The sequence below is a fragment of the Streptococcus sp. FSL E2-3494 genome (assembly GCF_038007085.1).
Classification (GTDB): domain Bacteria; phylum Bacillota; class Bacilli; order Lactobacillales; family Streptococcaceae; genus Streptococcus; species Streptococcus thermophilus.
Map to the genome: position 1 here is coordinate 883,297 of NZ_JBBOWN010000001.1, position 16,341 is coordinate 899,637.

A 16,341-nucleotide genomic window follows, 5' to 3' on the forward strand; every position below is an offset into this window, starting at 1 on the left:
GGAGAAGTAGGTAAATTTTCTATCATTATGATTACATTAAAAATTGAAATTAGATTAATTAGTAAGAGTGAAGTATTTTTAAGTGAAACTTCCTTGGAAGAGTTCCAAAGCCAACTCTAATACTGACTTGTTGGCTAAAAGATTTGTTTTATATACCAATCCTTCAGTGCCATATACCGCCAAGGATGTTTTCCTATAAATGCTTTATATCCTACATTCTGAGTCTGTCTTTTTAGACAGACTTTTTTGTTTTTTCAAGTATCAAAACTATTTTCTCTTTTGTGAGAATAATACTTGGTTTCCTTCTTAACTGCTTTATAATAGAGTCACACTGAGGCCTTCTCTGTGAAAAAGAAGGCAGATTTTAGGAGATGAGGAATCGGCCTTTTGTGTTTAGATGACACGAAATGATAGAAGTGAAACATCTTCAGAAAAATTTTGTTAAGACTGTTAAGGAACCGGGCCTGAAGGGGGCTTTGCGTTCCTTTATTCATCCTAAAAAGCAGACCCTTTGAAGAGGTCAAGGAATTTGACCTTTTAGGTGCCAAAGGGGCAGATTCTAGGTTTTATCGGGGCAAATGGTGCTAGGAAGTCGACCACCATTAAAATGCTGACAGGAATTTTGAAACCCACATCTGGTTTTTGTCGGATTAATGGCAAGATTCCGCAGGACAATTGTCAAGATTATGTCAAGGACATTGGAGTTGTTTTTGGGAAACGAACCCAATTATGGTGGGATTTGGCATTGCAAGAGACTTACACGGTTTTGAAGAAGATTTACTATGTGCCAGACTAGCTCTTCCATAAGCGAATGGACTTTTTGAGTGAAGTCTTGGATTTGAGGGAATTTATCAAGGATCCTGTTCGGACTCTTTCACTGGGTCAACGGATGCGGGCGGATATTGCAGCTTCCTTGCTTCACACTCCCAAGGTGCTCTTTTTAGATGAGCCGACCATTGGTTTGGACGTTTCGGTCTAGGATAACATTCGTCCGGGCTATTACCCAGATCAATCAGGAGGAAAAAACAACCATTCTCTTGGCCACTCATGACCTGAGTGATATTGAGCAACTCTGTGATCGGATTTTTATGATTGACAAGGGTCAGGAGATTTTTGATGGAACGGTGAGCCAACTCAAGGAAACTTTTGGCAAGATGAAGACTCTCTCCTTTGAATTGCTACCAGGTCAAAGGCGAGAGTCTCTCACTATGAAGGCCTGCCTGAAATCATTATGGATAGACAGGGGAATAGCCTCAACATTGAATTAGATAGTTCACGCTACCAGTCAGCCGATATTATCAAGCAAGCCCTGTCTGATTTTGAAATCCTCGATTTGAATATGGTAGATACGGATATCGAGGATATTATCCGCCACTTCTATCGAAAGGAGCTCTAAGATGATCAAATTGTGGCAACGTTATAAACCCTTTATTAATGCAGGTGTTCAGGAATTAATCACCTACCGAGTCAATTTTATTCTTTATCGGATTGGGTATGTCATGGGAGCCTTTGTGGCCTTTTATCTCTGGAAGGCAGTCTTTGATTCTTCCCAGGAGCCTTTGATTCAGGGCTTCAGTATGGCAGATATTACCCTCTACATCATCATGAGTTTTGTGACCAATCTGTTGACCAGGTCTGATAGCTCCTTTATGATTGGGGAGGGGGTAAAGGATGGTTCCATTATCATGCGCTTATTAAGATCAGTGCATTTTTCGGCCTCTTATCTTTTTACCGAGCTTGGTTCCAAATGGTTGATTTTTATCTCTGTTGGCCTGCCATTTTTGAATGTGATTATTTTGATGAAAATCTTGTCTGGACAAGGCATTGTAGAAGTGCTGGGATTGACGATTCTTTATCTCTTTAGCTTAACGCTCGCCTATCTGATTAACTTTTTCTTTAATATCTGCTTTGGTTTTACAGCCTTTGTGTTTAAAAATCTTTGGGGTCCAATCTACTCAAGACTTCCATAGTGGCCTTTATGTCAGGAAGTCTGATTCCTTTGGCTTTTTTTCCAAAGGTTGTTTCAGCTATTCTGTCACTCTTTCCTTTTTCATCCTTGATTTACACTCCGGTAATGATTATTGTTGGGAAATACGATGCCAGTCAGATGCTTCAGGCGCTTTTGCTCCAGTTTTTTGGCTCTTAGTGATGGTGGGGCTTGTCTCAGTTGATTTGGAAACGAGTCCAGTCATTTATCACCATTCAAGGAGGTTAGTATGAAAAAATATCAACGCATGCATCTGATTTTTATCAGACAATACATCAAGCAAATCATGGAGTACAAGGTCGATTTTGTGGTTGGTGTCTTAGGAGTCTTTCTGACTCAAGGCTTGAACCTCTTATTTCTTAATGTCATCTTTCAACACATTCCATCCCTAGAAGGATGGACTTTTCAAGAAATTGCTTTTATCTATGGATTTTCCTTGATTCCCAAGGGACTCGATCATCTCTTTTTTGACAATCTATGGGCACTAGGACAACGTTTAGTGCGAAAAGGGGAGTTTGACAAGTATCTGACTCGTCCTATCAATCCTCTCTTCCACATCCTAGTTGAAACCTTCCAGATTGATGCCTTGGGTGAACTCTTGGTCGGTGGTGTTTTACTAGCGACAACAGTATCAAGCATTGCTTGGACTCTTCCAAAATTCCTGATTTTCCTAGTCTGTATTCCCTTTGCGACCTTGATTTATACTTCCTTGAAAATTGCAACAGCCAGCATTGCTTTTTGGACCAAGCAGTCAGGTGCCATGATTTATATTTTTTATATGTTCAATGATTTTGCCAAGTACCCGATATCAATTTGCAATTCGCTCCTTCGTTGGTTGATCAGTTTTATCGTGCCTTTCGCCTTTACGGATTATTATCCAGCTAGATATTTCTTGCAAGATAAGAATGGGCTCTTTAACATCGGTGGTTTGATTTTGATTTCCCTTGTTTTCTTTTTTATTTCCTTAAAACTCTGGGATAGGGATTGGATGCCTATAAAAGTGCTGGTTCGTAAGAGGTAAAGATGAATTGACCATCACAGAATCTACACTGGCCGAGAAAACAAAAAGGTCTGTCTCGCTCTTTATGAAATAATCATTGCGCACAAAAGAAATGATTATTTCGAAGGGTTAAGCAATGACTTAAAGTACCATCAGTTGGAAGTTATCTACTACCAAGCCTTGAATGTCACTCTTAAAGGAGATGTACATAAAGCAAGTGAGCCCTTTCGCAAGTTAGTCTTAGAAGATGACAGGCTTGTTCAGTATCAAAATAAAGATGTTTTCTATAGGGTGGAAGCCTACTATAAACAAGGAAAACCCACTATAAAATTACGTCTTCAAAGCCTTTTTCTGACTTTGGTTGGCCCTATCTTTATCAATTTCATGATTCTAGTTGCCTCTCTATCCTTTCATGACTCTGATCCTAACAATTTAAGCTTACCCGTTTCTAAATATCCGCTTTTAATAGCGGATGTCTATTTAGTCTCTTTCTTAATATGGATTTCCATCATACTGGTTGTCAAATGTATTAAACGAGCCTATTTACTGCCTTTTAAAGTGTTTACTTATAACGTTTTCAACCTTGGTGGAGGGAGTATAATTCTTAGGAATGTGAATTGTAATGAATCTGATAATGATGGATTTTCTTATTTTTATGGAATTTCCATGCCTACTGCAAATGGAAATATCCTGAAGAATACTGTGACTGGGAGGGTGAGTCAGTAGAAGACTGGTATGGTAAGAAATATTTGAAGAAGCATAAGGGTATGTATAAGTGAAAAAGTTGAAATAATAAAATAAAGAAGCATCTGAGTCTGACTTCAGATGCTTCTTTGATAGTTATTGTATTTAGAATGAATCAAATTAAAGATGTTACTGATATTTTTTTCTATTATATGTGATAAATTGCAAGAATAAGTGCAACGTTTACTCTGACTCATCCTCTAGATCTTCACAAGCAGTTCTGAAGGCTAAACATTTTCATGGTCGGTGATTGATATCGTATAAAGCCTTGTTAAAAGCCTCATCAGAGATAGCAGTCACAAATCCATTCAGGCGACCAGGAGGATTTTAAACCGTTCTCAATCTCTATTTTCAACTTTGATATCGAACGAGACTTCCGACTTTTTACTTAGCTATGTGGTCGTACAGTTCCTGTGCTAAGGCTGCGGAATAATCATTTTGTCATCATCTTAACTCTCTTGAAATAGTAGACTTATGGACACTAAGTTTATTTGCAATTTAGCAAGGTTTCAAACCTATTATGGATTGTAACTTTTCTTATTAATATCGTATCTTTAACTTTAAGCCCTCTTTTTACTTTTGGACGTTATTATTAACTGAAGAGTATCATATAATTGATGATCTCAGAATGAAAGCAAACATCTTAATAGCAGATGTTTGCCTTTTATAGTTTTGAATTCGTAATTTATGGACGTTGACTGATTCTCAACCAAAGATTTCTTTTCCTAGTGCTTTTCCTTTTGGTGTTGCTGCTAAGCCACCTTCGGCAGTTTCACGAAAGGCAGTTGGCATAGCTGAACCGACCTGATACATAGCGTCAACAACTTGGTCTACTGGAATGGCAGATGTGATACCTGCCAAAACCATGTCGGCAGCTACTAGGGCAAAGCTTGCTCCCATAGCATTACGTTTGACACAAGGAACTTCGACTAATCCAGCTACAGGGTCGCAAATGAGTCCCAACATATTTTTTAGTACGAAGCAAATGGCTTGGCTAGCTTGAAAAGGTGTTCCACCAGCAGCCATTGTAATAGCCGCTGCAGCCATAGCAGAGGCAGACCCAACTTCGGCTTGACATCCTCCCTCTGCTCCAGAAATTGAGGTCTTATTGGCGATGACTAGACCAAATGCTCCAGCAGTGAAGAGGAAATCCAGTTGCTGTGATTCGTTCAAGCCTAATTTTTCGATAGCAACAGTTAGAACAGCGGGCAAACAACCTGCTGAACCAGCCGTTGGAGTAGCACAAACTAATCCCATTTTGGCGTTAGATTCATTGACGGCCATAGCATTTCTTGCAGCCCCTAAGACAGCAGAGTCAGCCAAAGTCTTCCCTCTTTTGATGTAGGCATCCAGTTTGGCAGCGTCCCCCCAGTTAAGCCTGTCGGTGATTTCTCTGGGGACAAACCAGTCTGAACAGAATTTTTCATCACTTCGAGATTTCGTGTCATGAGCTCTAAGATTTCAGAACGGTCACGTCCAGATAGCTCTGTTTCTGTGGCAATCATGAGTTCAGCAATATTACCTTGGTAATCACGGTCAGCTTGTTGAACCAATTCTTCAATAGTGTAAAACATGGAAATCTCCTCTTAACTGAAAAAATTCACATTATGCAAATTTGGAATTCTTGCGATATCAGCGACAGCTTCATCACACTGGTGCGAGTCAATTTCTATAATCATAATAGCCTTCTCACCAGCATTTTCTCGAGTGACAGTCATCTGAGCAATATTGATACCATAACGAGATAAAATATCAGTCACAAGAGCAACCAAACCATTCCTGGAACATCTTGGTGAACAATGATAAGTGTAGGTGTATTCATTTTGAGGTTGACCGCAAAACCATTGAGTTCAGTCACTTGGATATTCCCTCCACCGATGGAAATACCAGTGGCAGAGATAGTTTTTGTAGCATTTTTTAGTGTAATACGAGTGGTGTTAGGATGCGGTGCATTGCTGTCTTTGTTGATCTTCCAGTAGACCTTAATACCTTTTTCGTGTGCAATATCAAGCGCATGCGGAATATCAGGATCATCAGTTTCCACACCTAAAATACCAGCCACAAGAGCCACATCTGTCCCATGACCTCGATAGGTTTTTGCAAAGGAATTAAAAAGTTGAAATTCTACTTCAGTGGGTGCATCACCAAAGATTGCCGAAACAATTTTTCCGATACGAACAGCTCCTGCAGTATGGCTTGAGGAAGGCCCTACCATGACAGGACCGATGATGTCGAAAACGGATTGAAATTTTAAATTTTTCATAACACGCCTCGTCTGATTAATCTTGTATTCCCAGTATACCATGAATTAGTGATATTAGCTGCTTAAGCAAAATTGTATTTTAAAATAAAAAACATCCTATCTTAATGTTTCTTTAAGCTTTAACAGATATAATGGTAGTCTATTAAGTAAGCAATACCTATTTTTCATAAATCAGAGAGGGCGGCCTGCGGGTCGTCCTTTTGTGTTGCTTTGTTTGTATAGAGCTAGATTATGGTATAATAAACATTGATGTTTTAACTGTCAGAAAGGATCTGTTATGACCTACACCCATTTACTTTTTGACCTCGACCACACTCTCCTAGATTTTGACCGTGCTGAAGATTTGGCCTTAACTTTCCTACTAGAAGAGGCTGGTGTGGCTTCCCAAGAAATCAAGGTTTACAAGGACTACTATATTCCCATGAACCGTTCCATGTGGGAGGACCTCAACCATGGTTTGATTACAAAACCTGAATTGCTTCGCACGCGCTTTTCTCGTCTTTTTGACCATTTTGGACAGGAGGTTGATGGCAGTCACTTAGCAGGCCGTTACCAACATTTCTTGAGTCAGCAGGGGCAGGAGTTGCCTCAGGCCCATGCTTTCTTATCAAACGTCAAAGATCGTGGTCATAAGATTTATGCAGCAACTAATGGAGTTGGTTTTATCCAACATTTCCGCCTGCAGGCTTCAAGTATCTTACCTTTCTTCGACGATATTTTCATCTCTGATGAGGTGGGTGCCCACAAACCATCTACAGACTTTTTTGTTAAAATTACCAATCAGGTCCATGATTTTCATCCAAGCTCAGCTTTCATAATTGGTGATAGTCTAACTGCTGATATCCAAGGTGGTAATAATGCAGGCATTGATAGTGTCTGGTTCAATCCAAGGAACCTAGTCAATAAGACTCCAGCTGTTCCAACCTATCAAGTCAAAAACTATGAGGAAATCCTGAAAATTTTGTCTAAGTAGAGCTATGATAGCCATGATTTCGAAGAGCTTTTCTGCTCTTTTTTTGTTACAATGAGGGCATGAACGATCTGATTAAACATAAGTTGGAATTGCTCCCAAACAACCCGGGATGTTATCTCCATAAGGACAAATTTGGCAATATTATCTATGTCGGTAAGGCTAAAAATCTAAAAAATCGTGTGCGTAGCTATTTTCGTGGAAGTCATGATACCAAGACGGAGCTTCTGGTATCCGAGATTGCAGACTTTGAATTTATCGTTACCGAGTCTAATATCGAGGCCTTGCTTTTGGAAATTAACCTCATCCAAGAGAATATGCCCAAATTCAACATCCGCCTCAAGGATGGCAAGTCTTATCCATTTATCAAGATTACTAAGGAATTCTATCCAAGGCTCTTGATTACCCGCCAGGTTAAGAAGGATGGTGGTCTCTATTTTGGTCCTTACCCAGACTCTGGTGCAGCCAATGAAATCAAGAAGCTGTTGGACCGTATTTTCCCCTTTAAGAAATGTAAAAATCCTGCTAACAAGGTCTGTTTCTATTACCATATTGGCCAATGTAATGCCCACACCATCTGTCACACCACTGAGGACTATTGGCAAGATTTGGTTGAGGATGTCAAGAATTTTCTAAACGGTTATGATGATAAAATCGTTAACCAGCTTAAGGCCAAGATGAAGGACATGTCTGATCAGATGGAGTTTGAGCGGGCAGCAGAATATCGAGATCTGATTGAGGCGGTATCGACACTGAGGACCAAGCAAAGGGTTATTCGTCAGGACATGCAGGACCGTGATATCTTCGGTTACTACGTGGACAAGGGTTGGATGTGTGTTCAAGTTTTCTTTGTTCGCCAAGGAAAACTCATCCAGCGTGATGTCAATATGTTCCCTTACTATAATGATGCTGAGGAAGATTTTCTGACCTATATGGGTCAATTTTACCTGGATAGTCGTCATCTTAAGCCTAGGGAAATTTTTATTCCTGGAGATATTGATCAAGAGTCTGTCGAAGCTCTGGTCGGAGATGAAGTCAAGGTTTTTAAACCGCAAAGAGGCGAGAAAAAGCAGTTGGTTAATCTGGCAACGAAAAATGCCCGTGTCAGCCTGACTCAAAAATTTGATCTTCTTGAAAAAGATATAGCCAAGACCCAAGGAGCCATTGAAAATCTAGGCAAACTCATGGGAATTCCGACACCGGTTCGCATCGAGTCCTTCGATAACTCTAACATCATGGGAACGAGCCCTGTATCTGCCATGGTCGTTTTTGAGAACGGCAAACCTAATAAAAAAGAGTACCGCAAATACAAGATTAAGACGGTTGAAGGTCCTGACGATTATGCCAGCATGCGTGAGGTCATTCGTCGCCGTTATAGTCGTGTCAAACGTGATGGTCTAACCCCACCAGACCTCATTATCATGGATGGTGGTCAAGGTCAGGTCAATGTCGCTAAGGACGTGCTTCGTAATGAGCTGAATCTATCTATCCCGGTTGCAGGTCTTCAGAAAAATGACAAGCACCAAACCAATGAATTGCTCTTTGGAGATCCTTTGCGAGTCATTGATTTGCCACGTCAATCCGAGGAATTTTTCCTCCTTCACCGTATTCAGGATGAAGTACACCGCTTTGCCATCACCTTCCATCGACAAGTCCGTAGTAAGAATAGTTTCAGTTCCAAACTTGATGGCGTGGAGGGGTTGGGACCTAAACGCCAACAAAAACTCCTCAAAAACTTCAAATCAATGACAGCTATCCAACAAGCCAGTGTCGAAGACATCCAAGCTCTTGGAATTCCTAAAAAAGTAGCTCAAGCTTTATTAGATAAGTTGAGCCAAGATAGTCATTAAAGAAAATTTAAATTAATTAAGTCATTTTTTGTTATAATAAGATGATTTAAAAAGGGAAAGGAGTCATGCTATCAAAAACGAAGCTAAAATTGAACGTCTTTATGATAAGAGTCGTCGAGGCTTTCTTCGTGGAATATTTAGTCGTACTACGATTATCTTCTTAATCATTATACTGCAGCTTGTTGTTGTGGCCATGTCTTACCTCTGGTTGTATCAATATAGGATACACCTGCAAGTAACAGAAGTAGTCCTTTGTATTCTGGCCATTATCTATCTCTTCCAAAGTGATATGGAACCAACAGCCATCAACACTTGGCTCCTGATTGTATTGCCTTTTCCAATTATCGGAGCCCTGCTCTTGGCTTACACGAAACTTGATATAGGTTACACAGGGATGAAGCGTGCTATTCAGAGCAATATTGACCGCAGTTCTGGTATTCTGAAACAGGATAATCAGGCCCTCGAAGAGCTTAAGCAGTGTCACACGAGCAACTATAACTTGGTCCAATATCTTGAAAATGTGAATGGTTCTTTTCCAGTTTATCGTCACACGAAGACGACCTATTTCCCAAGTGGTGAAGACAAGTTTGAAGAAATGAAGAAACAGCTCCTTAAAGCAGAGAAGTATATTTTCTTAGAATATTTCATCATTGGTGAAGGTGAGATGTGGGGTGAAATCCTAGCAATCTTGAAACAGAAGGTTCAAGAAGGGGTGGAAGTTCGAGTACTGTATGATGGCATGAATGAATTCTCAACCTTAAGTTTCGACTATAAGAAACGTTTGCAAAATATAGGCATTCAGTCTCGTGTTTTTGCATCAGTGACGCCATTCTTGTCGACCTATTATAATTACCGTGACCATAGAAAAATTTTGCTGATTGATGGTAAGGTTGCTTTCACAGGTGGGGTTAATTTAGCTGACGAGTATATTAACAAGATTGAGCGTTTTGGTTATTGGAAAGATACTGCCCTTATGCTGGAGGGGCCAGCGGTTGATACTTTCATAGTCCTATTTCTGCAGATGTGGACCTACTCTCATGAACTGCTAGATGTGACACCGTATATGGTTGAACATGAGTGCTTTGACACTCTTGGCTTTGTTGTTCCTTATGGAGATATTCCATTAGACAAGGATAAAGTTGGTAAGAATGTCTATATTGATATTCTTAACCATGCCCGTGATTTTGTTCATATCATGACACCTTATCTTATTTTAGATGGTGAGTTATTACATGCATTGAAATTTGCGGCTGAGCGTGGGGTAGACGTTATTATCATCATGCCTGGCATTCCTGATAAAAAGTCAGCCTACTACCTAGCTAAGACCTACTACCCAACACTGCTGGCCTCTGGCGTTAAAATCTATGAGTACACCCCTGGATTTATTCATGCTAAGGTCTTTGTAAGTGATAATAGTAGGGCTGTTGTAGGAACGATTAATTTAGATTACCGAAGTCTATATCATCATTTTGAGTGTGCGACCTATCTTTATGGGACTTCTTCGGTTCTTGCTATTGAGGAAGATTTCCAAGCGACAAAAGACCAGTGTCACCGAGTCAGCACGACTGATGTTAAAAATCTTCCATTCTATCAAAAGACTCTAGGTTTATTGGCCAGACTAGTTGCGCCATTGATGTAATGTCATTTTTGTAAGAAGAGGGTTGAGCCCTCTTTTTTTAAAGTTTAAAAGGCTTCTTGTCAACTGTAGTGGGTGACGAAAAGCTAATATCTAGAGAGGACCGGATAGGTTTTCTCTTTTTGTATGTTCAGAGTGATGAAGACACGCTTCCTAAAGTTGATGAAGTTTCTAAAACCAAAGCCCAACCGTTTGATGTCTTTAATCAACTTGTTAGTCGCTTCGAGTTTTGCGTTTGAATAGTCTGTTTCTAGCACATTCTTGATGGATTTCTTGTGTCTAAGAAAAGTCCTAAAGACCGTTTGAAAGTAGTGGTTGACCTTGCTTGTGTTCTCCTCTATTAACTCAAAGAACTAATCTACTCTCTTCTCCTGAAAGTGAAAAAGTAAAAGCTGATAAAGTTTGTAGGCATTAGCGATCTCTTCTGAAAAGACCAATGTCTTCTCAATGATTCCATGTGGTACTAAAGTTTGTCTGAAGGTCTTTGAATAGAAGGAGTTGAGAGATAGCTTACGACTGTCCTTTTGAAAAAGTCGCCAGTGATTTTTTAAATCTCAATAAGGTAGTGAATTCTTATTAAACTGGTTCATAATGGCAATTCTTGTCTTTAAAAAGGCACGTCCAAGGTTCTGGATAATGTGAAATCGATCAGGAACGATTTTGGCGTTAGGAAAGAGTTTGCGAGCCAGTGGAATATAAGCTCCAGACATATCCATCGTGATAAACCTTACCTTTTGTCGGATTTTCAATGGATACTTCAAAAAGTAGTTTCGTATACAGGATAATCCAGTTTTGCTTGAACCTCGATATGAGTATCCGTTTCAAAAACAAGAGAAATAATGATGTTAGGGTCTTTAATTCCGATTAATTCTGTGGTATTCTTAATAAGCCTCATGAGTTCTTCCTAATGATGGTTTGGTTGCTTTTCATTATAGTTCTTATGGGACTTTTTGTGTACACTCAAAAAGATCTATAATCCCTACAGTAGTTTTACCCACTACAGAAATTATAGAGCCGTTTAAAATAAAGATAATGAAGTCGAAGGAGAAATTGATGATAACCATTCGTCCAGCCAACTTGGCTGATGCACAAGCTATTCAGGCCATATATGCACCCTATGTTGAGAAGACGGCGATTACCTTTGAATATGAGGTTCCCAGTGTTCAAGAGTTTGAAAAACGCATCAGCAATACGATTGAAAGATACCCCTATCTAGTAGCAGAAGAGGATGGACAAGTTCTCGGTTATGCTTATGCCTCAACCTACTATGCTCGAACAGCCTATGATTGGACGACAGAATTGTCTATCTATCTGAATGAAGATGCGCGTGGTCGGGGTTTGGGGAGCCAGCTCTATGGTGCTCTCGAAGAGGAACTTGAAAAACGAGGCTTTTTGCGATTCTTAGCCTGTATTGCTGTTCCGAACGAGGCTAGTATTGCCATGCATGAAAAACGCGGTTATATCCAAGTGGCTCATTTTCCAAAAGTTGGTTACAAGTTTGAACAATGGCATGATATCGTCTGGATGCAAAAGACCATAGATGGTCCTGTCAGAAAAATACGGTAGAAGTCTGGAAATCTCTAGTCAAAGTTGACAAATTAATTATGCAATCTGACAATGATAGATTGATACTAATATTTGAGAAACTGTAGAAAAAGCTCTAAACTGTGAACCAATTTCTTTGTAGTAAAGGAGCCTATACGTCCCAAACAACAAGTGCCCGACTATTGCCTCAGAAACCTTCTAAATGGGTAAAAATCCTTTTAAAACTGTAAGAGGACCAAGTTGACTCAGCTAAAGTACACACATGGAAGCCTATATGAAAAATAAATTCAGGTTTCTTGGCGTTCAAAAAAACAATTCTCAGAAAGATTGAAAGAGAGTTTTTTAAGCCTTTTATTAAGGATCCAATTGACTGGACTTTTATGGAAGAGTGTTGGCAACACCCCTACCGTGAGTTTCAATATATTGCTATGGATTATCTGGAAAAAAAGAAGAAGGAGTTTAGACCTGAAGATTTTTCAAAGCTAAAGGAATTAGCTCAAACCAAATCATGGTGGGATAGTATAGATCAATTAGACCGTATTATCGGGGAGATTACTTTTCACTATCCAGAAACTAAGGACTTCATGCGCCAATGGAGTCTGGATGAGGATTTTTGGTTGAGACGTATTGCCATTGACCACCAGCTTATACGTAAAGAATTGACAGATACAGACCTTTTAGCTGAGGTTATTTGTAATAACTTTGGACAGACTGAGTTTTTCATTACCAAGGCTTTCGGTTGGAGCTTGCGCAATTATTCAAAGGTAAATCCTGATTGGGTCCGTGATTTATTGATCACCATGCTAGTCAAATGACATCTCTTAGTATTAGGGAAGCAAGAAAGTATTTGTAGAACTCAACCGCTTGACTCTGTTACCTATTATGTTAGAATAGGAGTATGCGATGAGTCGATTGGCTCTTTAGAGCCTTTTGCGCTGAGGAGGTCAACATTAAATTGTAACGCAGGAGCGGACCTTGAGTAGTTGTGTGAACCTGCTACTCTCATCGAAAGATGCCTCTTATCCCTTGCCGTTTGGTAGGGGATTTTTCTGTTATTCTTGCTCTTTTAACCCTTTTCAACTGGGTTTAAACATAGTATAATAGATTTATTAAACTAAATTGATAGAAAATTCCAAAAGAGGTTTTACTATGGGATACACAGTCGCTGTTGTCGGTGCTACAGGTGCCGTTGGTGCTCAAATGATCAAAATGTTGGAAGAATCACCACTTCCAATCGATAAAATTCGCTACCTTGCGTCTGCTCGTTCTGCAGGAAAAGTCTTGCAGTTTAAAGGTCAAGACGTGACCATCGAAGAAACGACGGAAGACGCATTTGAAGGTGTAGACATTGCACTTTTCTCAGCTGGTGGATCTACCTCTGCTAAATATGCACCATACGCTGTTAAAGCCGGTGCAGTAGTCGTTGATAACACATCTTACTTCCGTCAAAATCCAGATGTGCCATTGGTTGTACCTGAGGTCAATGCACATGCGCTTGATGCTCACAACGGTATTATCGCTTGTCCTAACTGTTCAACTATCCAAATGATGGTGGCACTTGAGCCAGTTCGTCAAAAATGGGGCTTGGACCGTATCATCGTGTCAACTTATCAAGCTGTATCAGGTGCTGGTATGGGAGCAATCCTTGAAACACAACGTGAGTTGAAAGAAGTTTTGAATGACGGCGTTAACCCACGTGATGTTAAAGCTGAAATCTTGCCATGTGGTGGCGATAAGAAGCATTACCCAATCGCCTTTAACGCCTTGGCTCAAATAGATGTCTTCACTGAAAATGACTATACTTACGAAGAAATGAAGATGACAAACGAAACTAAGAAAATCATGGAAGACGATAGCATTGCCGTATCAGCAACATGTGTACGTATTCCAGTCTTGTCAGCTCACTCAGAGTCTGTCTACATTGAAACAAAAGAAGTGGCACCAATTGATGAAGTGAAAGCCGCTATTGCAGCATTCCCAGGTGCGGTCCTTGAAGATGACGTTGCAAGCCAAGTCTACCCACAAGCCGTTAATGCTGTTGGATCACGTGATACCTTTGTCGGACGTATCCGTAAAGACTTGGATGCTGAAAAAGGTATACACATGTGGGTTGTTTCAGATAACCTCCTCAAAGGTGCTGCTTGGAACTCAGTCCAAATTGCAGAAACTCTACACGAACGTGGACTTGTACGCCCAACATCAGAATTAAAATTTGAATTGAAATAGGGAGCGAAACAGAAATCAGTAACTCGAAGAGTTTGATTTCGTAGTTTCGCCCCCGAACAGTTGATTAGGAAGTACGAATGTTGTAAACATGAATGTTTCCAATTAACCACTGCGCCATGGCTTAGGGACTAGTAAGGTTTTAGTGTTGTATGTTAATACTAACTTAAAGCTGATTGCAATGAAACAGGTAGACATATCTCTCTATTTTTTTGTGTAAATCACCAAAAATTGGAAACAATGTGACATCACGTTTTCAGAAAATTGTCAACTTATCTGTCTGTCTGGTCAAAATTATGGTAAAATGGAAAGGATTAGAAAACGGTTGAAGGAGAATACTATGTCAATTGATCAATTAAGAGATGTCAAACTGATCACAGCCCTAATTACACCTTTCCATGAGGATGGATCTATCAACTATGATGCTCTTCCAGACTTGATTGAGCATCTATTGGCTCACCATACGGAAGCTCTTCTTTTGGCAGGAACAACTGCTGAAAGCCCAACGCTTACTCATGATGAGGAGTTGGAACTCTTTGCGGCTGTTCAAAAGATTGTCAATGGTCGTGTACCACTGATTGCTGGTGTCGGTACCAACGATACGCGTGACTCTATCGAGTTTGCTAAAGAAGTTGCTAAATTTGGTGGTTTCGCAGCAGGTCTTGCTATCGTGCCTTACTACAACAAGCCATCACAAGAAGGTATGTACCAACATTTCAAAGCTATTGCAGATGCTTCTGATTTGCCAATTATCATCTACAACATTCCTGGTCGTGTAGTTGTTGAAATGACTCCAGATACCATGCTTCGTTTGGCTGAACATCCAAATATCATTGGTGTTAAAGAATGTACCAGTCTTGCCAACATGGCCTACCTTATTGAGCACAAACCTGAAGATTTCTTAGTTTATACTGGTGAAGATGGAGATGCCTTCCACGCAATGAACCTTGGAGCTAATGGTGTTATCTCAGTAGCCTCTCATACAAATGGTGATGAGATGCATGCCATGCTTAAAGCTATTGAAAATAGTGACCTCAAGACGGCAGCAGCTATCCAACGTAAATTCATTCCTAAAGTTAACGCTCTCTTCTCAGTACCAAGTCCTGCACCTGTCAAGGCTGTTCTCAACCATCTTGGTTTGGAAGTTGGACCACTTCGTTTGCCATTGGTTGCATGTACTTCAGAAGAAGCTAAACGTATCATCAAGGTTGTCCTTGAAGAAGATGTCGAAGCAACACGTGAAACCGTTACAGGTGTTGTTCGTCCAGATTATTAAGAAAATGAAGTTGAGCATTGCTTAGCTTTTTTTAGTGCAATTGGTTACCTCTCACTAAATCCGCAGATATAGCTACTAAAAGCAGTTTTTCCATCATGAAAATCTGCTTTTTTTGATATAATTATAGTTAGTGTGTTTAAAAAGAAAGGATGTTTTATGAATCAACTTGAACAAAAACTTGAACAGGACTTTGGTATTGTTTTTAGCCAAAAGGACCTTTTAGAAACCGCATTTACACATACCTCATATGCCAATGAGCACCGCCTCCTAAACATTTCACATAATGAACGTTTGGAATTTTTAGGAGACGCGGCTCTGCAATTAGTCATTTCTGTTTACCTTTACAATCGTTATCCTAACAAACCGGAGGGGGAAATGTCTAAGATGCGTAGTACTATCGTTCGTGAAGAGAGCTTAGCCGGATTTACAAAGGCTTGCGGATTCGAGCAGTATATTCGTCTTGGTAAAGGTGAAGAAAAATCTGGTGGTCGTGAGCGTGCCACCATTCTCGGTGATCTCTGGGAAGCCTTCCTTGGAGCTCTCTATCTGGATCAAGGTTTGCCTGCTGTTGAGAAATTTTTGAATCAGGTCATGATTCCTCAGGTTGAAAAGGGGAACTTTGACCGAGTAATAGACTATAAGACGGCGCTTCAAGAGCGTCTCCAGGTCAATGGTAAGGTTGATATTACTTATACTGTTATCGATGAGTCTGGACCTGCTCATGCTAAGGAATTTACTATGCAGGTAGCTGTTGATGGTAAGGAACTCAGCACTGGTCTCGGAAAATCAAAGAAATTAGCTGAACAGGCAGCAGCGAAGTCTGCCCTTGAACAACTAGGTAATTAAG

The 16,341-nt window shown here is 40.1% G+C and carries 9 protein-coding genes and 8 pseudogenes; 12 read left to right on the forward strand and 5 right to left on the reverse strand.

Annotation, left to right across the window (positions count from 1 at the left end; translation table 11 throughout):
- The first annotated feature begins 407 nt into the window (after window positions 1-407).
- The 4 genes and pseudogenes from NST05_RS04650 (at window position 408) to NST05_RS04665 (ending at window position 3,713) form a co-directional block, all read left to right on the forward strand.
- Window positions 408-1,396 (forward strand): annotated as a pseudogene (locus tag NST05_RS04650) (ABC transporter ATP-binding protein).
- Window position 1,397: 1 nt separating this feature from the next.
- A pseudogene (locus tag NST05_RS04655) lies at window positions 1,398-2,215 on the forward strand (ABC transporter permease).
- A gap of 1 nt (window position 2,216) precedes the next feature.
- Window positions 2,217-3,001 (forward strand): annotated as a pseudogene (locus NST05_RS04660) (ABC transporter permease).
- A 142-nt stretch (window positions 3,002-3,143) separates the two neighbouring features.
- Window positions 3,144-3,713, forward strand: a complete 570-nt coding sequence (locus NST05_RS04665) for a hypothetical protein (RefSeq protein WP_084829225.1) — start codon at window positions 3,144-3,146, stop codon at window positions 3,711-3,713.
- Between the two features lie 307 nt (window positions 3,714-4,020).
- Here the strand turns inward: NST05_RS04665 and NST05_RS04670 are convergent.
- The 3 pseudogenes from NST05_RS04670 to sdaAB all read right to left on the reverse strand — a co-directional run.
- A pseudogene (locus tag NST05_RS04670) lies at window positions 4,021-4,253 on the reverse strand (IS30 family transposase); the annotation flags it as partial.
- Between the two features lie 183 nt (window positions 4,254-4,436).
- A pseudogene (gene sdaAA / locus NST05_RS04675) lies at window positions 4,437-5,305 on the reverse strand (L-serine ammonia-lyase, iron-sulfur-dependent, subunit alpha).
- Between the two features lie 12 nt (window positions 5,306-5,317).
- Window positions 5,318-5,994, reverse strand: a pseudogene (gene sdaAB, locus NST05_RS04680) (L-serine ammonia-lyase, iron-sulfur-dependent subunit beta).
- Window positions 5,995-6,271: 277 nt separating this feature from the next.
- Between sdaAB and NST05_RS04685 the strand changes: the two are divergent.
- From NST05_RS04685 to cls, 3 genes are all read left to right on the forward strand, one after another.
- Window positions 6,272-6,967, forward strand: a complete 696-nt coding sequence (locus NST05_RS04685; RefSeq protein WP_084828922.1) for a YjjG family noncanonical pyrimidine nucleotidase — start codon at window positions 6,272-6,274, stop codon at window positions 6,965-6,967.
- Between the two features lie 59 nt (window positions 6,968-7,026).
- A complete protein-coding gene (gene uvrC / locus NST05_RS04690; RefSeq protein ID WP_084828921.1) occupies window positions 7,027-8,814 on the forward strand; it encodes an excinuclease ABC subunit UvrC in 1,788 nt (595 codons plus the stop codon).
- Window positions 8,815-8,902: 88 nt separating this feature from the next.
- The gene (gene cls, locus NST05_RS04695) at window positions 8,903-10,453 is read left to right on the forward strand and encodes a cardiolipin synthase (RefSeq protein WP_340742985.1); all 1,551 of its coding nucleotides are present in this window, start codon (window positions 8,903-8,905) and stop codon (window positions 10,451-10,453) included.
- 90 nt (window positions 10,454-10,543) lie between these two features.
- On the opposite strand, the pseudogene NST05_RS04700 reads toward cls, so the two are convergent.
- Both NST05_RS04700 and NST05_RS11040 read right to left on the reverse strand, forming a co-directional pair.
- Window positions 10,544-11,226, reverse strand: a pseudogene (locus NST05_RS04700) (transposase); the annotation flags it as partial.
- On the reverse strand, window positions 11,208-11,345 hold the full coding sequence (locus tag NST05_RS11040; protein WP_002948564.1) for a hypothetical protein: 138 nt from the start codon (window positions 11,343-11,345) through the stop codon (window positions 11,208-11,210). The pseudogene NST05_RS04700 and the gene NST05_RS11040, both read right to left, overlap by 19 nt.
- A gap of 158 nt (window positions 11,346-11,503) precedes the next feature.
- Between NST05_RS11040 and NST05_RS04705 the strand changes: the two genes are divergently transcribed.
- The 5 genes and pseudogenes from NST05_RS04705 to rnc all read left to right on the forward strand — a co-directional run bounded on the left by NST05_RS04705 (window position 11,504) and on the right by rnc (window position 16,340).
- Entirely contained in the window at window positions 11,504-12,016 is a 513-nt protein-coding gene (locus NST05_RS04705; RefSeq protein ID WP_002951148.1) for a GNAT family N-acetyltransferase, read from the forward strand.
- 191 nt (window positions 12,017-12,207) lie between these two features.
- Window positions 12,208-12,848 (forward strand): annotated as a pseudogene (locus NST05_RS04710) (DNA alkylation repair protein).
- 296 nt (window positions 12,849-13,144) lie between these two features.
- Entirely contained in the window at window positions 13,145-14,221 is a 1,077-nt protein-coding gene (locus tag NST05_RS04715) for an aspartate-semialdehyde dehydrogenase (protein ID WP_014621738.1), read from the forward strand.
- Between the two features lie 337 nt (window positions 14,222-14,558).
- Window positions 14,559-15,494: a 4-hydroxy-tetrahydrodipicolinate synthase gene (gene dapA / locus NST05_RS04720; protein WP_014608458.1), complete on the forward strand. Its 936-nt coding sequence runs from the start codon at window positions 14,559-14,561 to the stop codon at window positions 15,492-15,494.
- 156 nt (window positions 15,495-15,650) lie between these two features.
- Window positions 15,651-16,340, forward strand: a complete 690-nt coding sequence (gene rnc / locus NST05_RS04725) for a ribonuclease III (protein WP_002951139.1) — start codon at window positions 15,651-15,653, stop codon at window positions 16,338-16,340.
- Window position 16,341 lies beyond the last annotated feature (1 nt).

What these genes read in the sequence shown, in the direction of transcription:
- NST05_RS04705 (WP_002951148.1), top strand. Translation starts at nt 11,504, where the DNA reads ATGATAACCATTCGTCCAGCCAACTTGGCTGATGCACAAGCTATTCAG.
- NST05_RS11040 (WP_002948564.1), bottom strand. Translation starts at nt 11,345, where the DNA reads ATGAGGCTTATTAAGAATACCACAGAATTAATCGGAATTAAAGACCCT.
- rnc (WP_002951139.1), top strand. Translation starts at nt 15,651, where the DNA reads ATGAATCAACTTGAACAAAAACTTGAACAGGACTTTGGTATTGTTTTT.
- NST05_RS04715 (WP_014621738.1), top strand. Translation starts at nt 13,145, where the DNA reads ATGGGATACACAGTCGCTGTTGTCGGTGCTACAGGTGCCGTTGGTGCT.
- dapA (WP_014608458.1), top strand. Translation starts at nt 14,559, where the DNA reads ATGTCAATTGATCAATTAAGAGATGTCAAACTGATCACAGCCCTAATT.
- NST05_RS04685 (WP_084828922.1), top strand. Translation starts at nt 6,272, where the DNA reads ATGACCTACACCCATTTACTTTTTGACCTCGACCACACTCTCCTAGAT.
- uvrC (WP_084828921.1), top strand. Translation starts at nt 7,027, where the DNA reads ATGAACGATCTGATTAAACATAAGTTGGAATTGCTCCCAAACAACCCG.